Source organism: Streptomyces sp. NPDC058375, from assembly GCF_042723425.1.
Taxonomy (GTDB): domain Bacteria; phylum Actinomycetota; class Actinomycetes; order Streptomycetales; family Streptomycetaceae; genus Streptomyces; species Streptomyces durocortorensis.
Map to the genome: position 1 here is coordinate 1 of NZ_JBHXJG010000348.1, position 5,827 is coordinate 5,827.

General features: G+C 71.8%; 7 protein-coding genes. 3 read left to right on the plus strand and 4 right to left on the minus strand.

Annotated elements, in window-relative coordinates; genetic code table 11:
- Positions 1-138: 138 nt before the first annotated feature.
- The 3 genes from ACFWM7_RS32865 to ACFWM7_RS32875 form a co-directional block, all read right to left on the minus strand.
- A complete protein-coding gene (locus ACFWM7_RS32865) occupies positions 139-549 on the minus strand; it encodes a hypothetical protein (protein WP_383267779.1) in 411 nt (136 codons plus the stop codon).
- 120 nt (positions 550-669) lie between these two features.
- Positions 670-1,881 (minus strand): pyridoxal phosphate-dependent aminotransferase, encoded by a 1,212-nt coding sequence (locus tag ACFWM7_RS32870; RefSeq protein ID WP_383267781.1) that lies wholly within the window; start codon positions 1,879-1,881, stop codon positions 670-672.
- 247 nt (positions 1,882-2,128) lie between these two features.
- Positions 2,129-2,941 carry an arylamine N-acetyltransferase gene (locus tag ACFWM7_RS32875; RefSeq protein ID WP_383267783.1) on the minus strand — a complete coding sequence of 271 codons (813 nt, stop codon included), beginning with the start codon at positions 2,939-2,941 and terminating at the stop codon, positions 2,129-2,131.
- 176 nt (positions 2,942-3,117) lie between these two features.
- Between ACFWM7_RS32875 and ACFWM7_RS32880 the strand changes: the two genes are divergently transcribed.
- The gene (locus tag ACFWM7_RS32880; protein WP_383267784.1) at positions 3,118-3,447 is read left to right on the plus strand and encodes a hypothetical protein; all 330 of its coding nucleotides are present in this window, start codon (positions 3,118-3,120) and stop codon (positions 3,445-3,447) included.
- A 52-nt stretch (positions 3,448-3,499) separates the two neighbouring features.
- Here the strand turns inward: ACFWM7_RS32880 and ACFWM7_RS32885 are convergent, their stop codons facing one another.
- Positions 3,500-4,318 (minus strand): NAD(P)-dependent oxidoreductase, encoded by an 819-nt coding sequence (locus ACFWM7_RS32885; RefSeq protein ID WP_383267786.1) that lies wholly within the window; start codon positions 4,316-4,318, stop codon positions 3,500-3,502.
- Positions 4,319-4,419: 101 nt separating this feature from the next.
- Between ACFWM7_RS32885 and ACFWM7_RS32890 the strand changes: the two genes are divergently transcribed.
- Together ACFWM7_RS32890 and ACFWM7_RS32895 are read left to right on the plus strand one after the other, a co-directional pair.
- Positions 4,420-4,797, plus strand: a complete 378-nt coding sequence (locus tag ACFWM7_RS32890; protein WP_383267788.1) for a winged helix-turn-helix transcriptional regulator — start codon at positions 4,420-4,422, stop codon at positions 4,795-4,797.
- 113 nt (positions 4,798-4,910) lie between these two features.
- Positions 4,911-5,777, plus strand: coding sequence for a serine protease (locus ACFWM7_RS32895; protein WP_383267790.1), 867 nt, complete (start codon positions 4,911-4,913; stop codon positions 5,775-5,777).
- The last annotated feature ends 50 nt before the right edge of the window (positions 5,778-5,827 follow it).

Sequence of the window (5,827 nt, forward strand, 5' to 3'; positions counted from 1 at the left end):
CGGCGACGCCGTGCACAGCCCGTCCACGGCGTCGGCGACCGTGCGGGTACGCCGGGCCGGCTGACCGGCCCGGCCGGCCCCGCAGGAAAGTCCGTGGCACCCGGTCCGCACGCCTCCGAGGCGCGCGGACCGGGGCCGTCAGTGGGCGCCGACCAGGTGCCCGGAGGGGGCGGCGGGGTCGGCGAGGGCGGCGAGTGCCGCGGTGTGGGCGTCCATCCGCTCGGCGGCGAGGATGGCGGCGGTCGTGTCGGCGCGGGACGCCGCCACCAGCAGGGCGCGGCCCGCGAGGGCGTGGGCGCGGCGGTGGAGGTCTGCGGGGGCGGCGGCGGTCAGGCCGGCGTGCCGGGTGGGCGGGGCGCCGCGCAGCCGGGCCACCTGCTCGGCGATCCGGTCGCCTGCCGGGCCGGGGCCCAGCTCGTCGGTGACCGCGAGGAGGGCGGCCAGGTGCCCGGCGAGCTGGATGTCCAGCTCCTCCTCGCGGCTGCGGTGCGGAAAGTCCGCGTCGTCGGCCGGGGTGTGGACCGAGGGGCTGCGGATCGGCTCGTACATGGATGGCCTCCCGATGGTGCGTGGAACCATCCTACATTGGAACCAGTCTAAAGTTGACTGTAGTCCGGAAGAGTGATCGGTCTACGGCTGTCCGTAACCGCCCAGGGGCCGCGGATCCGGCTACGGCTGTCCGTAACCGTCCAGGAAGGTGCCGATCCGGGTCACCGCGTCGGTCAGGTCCTCAACCGTCGGCAGCGTGACGATCCGGAAGTGATCGGGCTCGGGCCAGTTGAAGCCGGTGCCCTGCACGACCATGATCTTCTCGGCCCGCAGCAGGTCCAGCACCATCTGCCGGTCGTCCTTGATTTTGTAGACCTTCGGGTCGAGCCGGGGGAAGAGATACAGCGCCCCCTTCGGCTTCACGCAGGTCACCCCGGGGATCGAGGTCAGCAGGTCGTACGCCGTGTCCCGCTGCTCCAGGATCCGGCCGCCCGGCAGCACCAGGTCCTGGATCGACTGCCGCCCGCCGAGCGCGGTGGCCACCGCGTGCTGCGAGGGCATGTTGGCGCAGAGCCGCATGTTGGCGAGGATCGTCAGCCCCTCGATGTACGAGGTGGCGTGCGCCTTCGGTCCGCAGACGGCCATCCAGCCGGAGCGGTAGCCCGCCACCCGGTAGTTCTTGGAGAGCCCGTTGAAGGTCAGCACCATGAGGTCCGGGGCCAGCGCCGCCGTCGGGGTGTGGGTCGCGCCGTCGTAGAGGATCCGGTCGTAGATCTCGTCGGAGCAGACGATCAGGTTGTGCCGCCGGGCGATCTCGGTGAGACCGCGCAGCATCTCGTCGTCGTACACCGCACCGGTCGGGTTGTTCGGGTTGATGATCACCAGGGCCTTGGTGCGGTCGGTGATCTTCCGCTCGATGTCCGCGAGGTCCGGCATCCAGTCGGCCTGCTCGTCGCACCGGTAGTGCACGGCCGTCCCGCCCGCCAGCGAGACCGAGGCGGTCCACAGCGGATAGTCGGGTGCCGGTACGAGCACCTCGTCGCCGTCGTCCAGCAGCGCCTGCATCGACATCTGGATCAGCTCGGAGACGCCGTTGCCCAGGTAGATGTCCTCGACGTCGAGCTCGATGCCCTTGGTCTGGTAGTGCTGCATCACCGCACGGCGCGCGGACAGCAGGCCCTTCGCGTCGCCGTACCCGTGCGCGCCCGCGACGTTGCGCAGGATGTCTTCGAGGATCTCCGGCGGGCACTCGAACCCGAACGCGGCCGGGTTGCCCGTGTTCAGCTTGAGGATGCGCTGACCGGCCGCTTCCAGCCGCATCGCCTCCTCCAGCACGGGGCCCCGGATCTCGTAACAGACGTTGGCGAGCTTCGTCGACTGGATGACCTGCATGTCCGCGAGCTTACGGCCGCGTTTCGCGGGGTGCGCGGGGATTGCTCCCGGCGTACTCCCTCCGGGGCGCGTCCCCGCCCCGCCCCGTCTTCCATCGCCATGCCCGCCGCCGCCCCGGACCGTGGGATCTCCCGGTCGGGGCGGCGTCGGGGCTTGGAAAGGCGGCGTGAGCGGGCTGAGCGGGCGGGACGGGTGAGATGCGCCACGCGGGGGGCGCCCGGCTGCGCGGGACGGCCGCCGAGGTCGGTCACTCCGGCAGTCGGGTGCCCTCCGGGAGCCGGATGCCGAAGTCGTCCGCCAGGACGCGCAGCGCCTCGTCGCCGTCCTTGAGCCGCCGCTCCTTGACCGTGCCGTCGTCGGCCGTCTCCACCAGGTCCAGCCCGGCCAGGGCCAGGTGTGAGCCGATCCGGGTGCGCTGCGCGTACACCGCCTGCCGGAACGGCGAGCGCGGGTGCGTCGCGACGTGCCAGTTCATCATCTCGTAGTCCGGAGCCTCGAACGGTTCCAGGGTGAACGTGTGCTGCGGCTCCCAAGAGCCGCCCTTGTCCGCCTGGAGCTCCCACGTCGGCAGCGGACCGGCGTGCGCGACGTGGACGAGCCGGTGGTGGCGCGGGGCGTCGAACAGCTCCGCTCCCTCCACCAGCTCGATCGGCTCCAGCAGGGCGCCGGTCGCCCCGAAGCCGACGTCCGCCAGATACGGGTGCGGCTCACCCTCCACGTCCACTTGCAGCAGCATGTGCGAACGCGGCCGGATGTCGCCCGGCGCCGCGCCCAGCATCACGCGGGCCGTCACCGGCGTCACGGAGAAGCCGATCTGCCGCAGGACAGCGGCGAAGAGGGTGCCGTGCTCGAAGCAGTACCCGCCGCGTCCGCCGCGCACGAGTTTCGCCTCCAGGTCGTCGAGTGCCAGCGACGGGGCGGAGCCGAGGACGGCGTCCAGGTTCTCGAACGGGATGCCGGACAAGTGGGCCCGGTGCAGGGACCGCAGCACCTCCAGGGTGGGGCGGGGCTCCCCGGTCCAGCCGATACGGGCGAAGTAGGCGTCGAGGTCGAGTGTCATACGCCGACCGTACGCAGCCGGGGCGCGGGCGCGCCTCCGGCTACGGACCGAGGTGTGCGACCGGAGGGTCTCGGTCGCTGGTCCGAGACCTCGGACGAACCTCCTGGGCCCGGTGCGCGGGCTCAGATCTTGCTCAACTCCGGTGAGGGCCGGGCTGTCCCGGGTAGCGGTGGATCATGAGTCTGTTCCGGAAGCCCCAGCCCCTCGCCGTACTCGTCGTCCGCGACGGCCCCGATGTCGTCGCCGGTCTGCGGAGCGCGCTGGAGACCGCCACGGACGCCGAGCGCCCCGGACTGGAGCGCGCCCTCGCCCTGGCCGAGGGCTCCGCCGCCCGCCCGGACGCGGAGCTGCGCGGCCGGTGGGTGCGCCAGCGGCTGACCGCCGCCGGACACGAGGGGCCTGCGGACTCCGTGGAGGCCATCAAGATCCTGCGCCAGGCCGAGCCCGGACTGACGCTCCTCCAGGCGGTGACGTACGCCAAGGAGGCCGCGGCGGCGGAAGCCTGACCCGGGAAGGGCGGCGGCGGAAGCCTGACCCGTAAGGGCGGGAGGAGGGCCGTCAGATGCCGTTCATCGAGCCCGCCGACGCGATCAGCAGCGCCGTGTCGACGCCCTGTTCCCGGGCCGTACGGACCAGCGCCGCGTCCCCCGCCTCCGCCACGGCCGCGCTGGTGGGGTCCTCGGGCACGGGCCCGCCCGCGTACGCCGCCGTCGCCGGGGCCATCGCCGCCAGCCAGTCCGCCACCAGCGTGCCGAAAGCCTTCTGGTCGATCCCGGCGTCCGCCACCAGCGCGGCCGCGTGCCGCGCCCCGGCGAACATGGCGTTCATCGCGCTGAGCAGCGCCACATCGTGGAGCGCGGCGAACCCGGGGTCGGCCCCGACGTACCGGGTGGCGACGGGCACGGCCAGCACCTCCTGGTGGGCGTCGAAGACCTCGCGCGAGCCGCTGTAGAAGACATAGCCGCCGGCCTCCGGCACACCGATCATCGGCGGTACGGCCATGATCCCGCCGTCCAGGAAGCGGGCGCCGCGCTCGTTCGCCCAGGCCGCGCGGGTACGGGATTCGCCCGGGGTGGAGGTGGTGAGGTCGACCAGGTCCTTGCCCGCGAGATCGGCCTCCGCCAGCGCCGCGCGGACCGAGGCGTCGTCCAGGAGGCAGGCGACGACGAGCGGGCTCGCGGCCACCGCCTCGGCCGCCGTCGCGGCCACCCGGGCGCCCGCGGCGGCGAGTTCGGCGCTCTTGCCGGGGCTGCGGTTCCAGACGGTCAGGGGGTGTCCGGCGGCGAGCCAGGTACGGGCGAGCGCGGCGCCCATCGCGCCGAGGCCGAGCAGGGTGAGGGGGGTGGGCGATGTGGCACCAACGGTGTTGTCAGACATGCCGATTAGGCTGGTCGAAGGCTGCGAAGGCAACAAGTACGCACTATGGAGTGGGTGGTTACCTCGTGGATAGCGAGCAGGCGGGGAGGGGTGGGCGGGCGGTGACACGGATCGTACGGAGACCGGGGGCGTTCGTCTGCGGGATCGACGCGGCGATGGACGTCATCGGCGGCAAGTGGAAGGTGCTCATCCTGTGGGCGCTGAACGAGAAGACCTGCCGCTTCGGTGAGCTGCGCCGGGCCGTGCCCGGGGTGACCGAGAAGGTGCTCAGCTCCCACCTCAAGGAGCTGGAGGACGACGGCATCGTGCACCGCGAGGTGTACGCCGAAGTCCCGCCGCGCGTGGAGTATTCGCTCACCCCGCTGGGCCTCTCTCTGAACGCGGCACTGGAACCGTTGGGGGAGTGGGGGCGCGACCACATCTACCGGGGTGCGGACGGGGCCGCTGCCGAGCCCGTGGCAGGGCTGGGGAAGCGGTAGCCGTAGCAGCGGCCGGAATTGACCCCTTGTGATGGCCTGACATCTGCGCAAACATGCGCATGTCAAAAGCCGGAAGATCTCCGGCCCTTGGCATCACTGGAGGTACCCCCCACATGAACAAGCCTCTCGTCGGTGCGTTTCTTGCTGCCCTGCTCCTGGGAGCCGGCGCCGCGCCCGTCGTCGCAGCCGAACCCGCACAGCAGGTCCAGACGCGGGAAACCGCATCCGAGGCCGGCCCCGCGGCGAAGGCCGTGACCTTCGCCGGGACCGTCGCGCTCAGCAACTGTTCGGGCTCCGTGGTCCGTTCCCCCGACTCCGCCCCCACCGACCCCGCCCTCGTGCTCTCCAACGGGCACTGCCTGGAGTCCGGCTTTCCTGGCCCCGGCGAGGTCGTCGTCGACCAGCCGTCCTCCCGTACGTTCACCCTGCTCAACGCCTCGGGCGACGGGGTCGGCACGCTGAAGGCGAGCAAGATCGCGTACGGCACGATGACCGACACCGATCTCTCGCTCTACGAAACCACTTCCACCTACCAGCAGATCGAGGACAGCTACGGCATCCAGGCGCTGGAGCTGGAGACCGCCCACCCGACGGCGGGCACCGCCATCACGGTCGCCTCCGGCTACTGGAAGCGCACCTACAGCTGCGACATCGACGGCTTCGTCCACCAGCTCAAGGAAGGCCGGTGGACCTGGAAGGACTCGGTCCGCTACACCCCGGAGTGCCAGACCATCGGCGGTACGTCCGGCTCGCCGGTGATCGACGACGCCACCGGCAAGGTGGTCGCCGTCAACAACACCGGCAACGAGAGCGGCCAGGAGTGCACGGACAACAACCCGTGCGAGGTCGACGAGAACGGCGAGGTGACCGTCCGCGAGGGCATCAACTACGCCCAGCAGACGTACAACATGGTCCCCTGCATCGGGACCGGCAACAAGATCGACCTCGACCGTGAGGGCTGCGCGCTGCCCAAGCCGTAGCCGCACGTGCGGACCGGCGCGCGCCCGGCGGCCCCGGCCTTCCTCAGGGC

Excerpts from the sequence above, each read along its gene's own strand:
- ACFWM7_RS32865 (WP_383267779.1), bottom strand. The coding sequence starts at position 549 with ATGTACGAGCCGATCCGCAGCCCCTCGGTCCACACCCCGGCCGACGAC.
- ACFWM7_RS32870 (WP_383267781.1), bottom strand. The coding sequence starts at position 1,881 with ATGCAGGTCATCCAGTCGACGAAGCTCGCCAACGTCTGTTACGAGATC.
- ACFWM7_RS32875 (WP_383267783.1), bottom strand. The coding sequence starts at position 2,941 with ATGACACTCGACCTCGACGCCTACTTCGCCCGTATCGGCTGGACCGGG.
- ACFWM7_RS32880 (WP_383267784.1), top strand. The coding sequence starts at position 3,118 with ATGAGTCTGTTCCGGAAGCCCCAGCCCCTCGCCGTACTCGTCGTCCGC.
- ACFWM7_RS32885 (WP_383267786.1), bottom strand. The coding sequence starts at position 4,318 with ATGTCTGACAACACCGTTGGTGCCACATCGCCCACCCCCCTCACCCTG.
- ACFWM7_RS32895 (WP_383267790.1), top strand. The coding sequence starts at position 4,911 with ATGAACAAGCCTCTCGTCGGTGCGTTTCTTGCTGCCCTGCTCCTGGGA.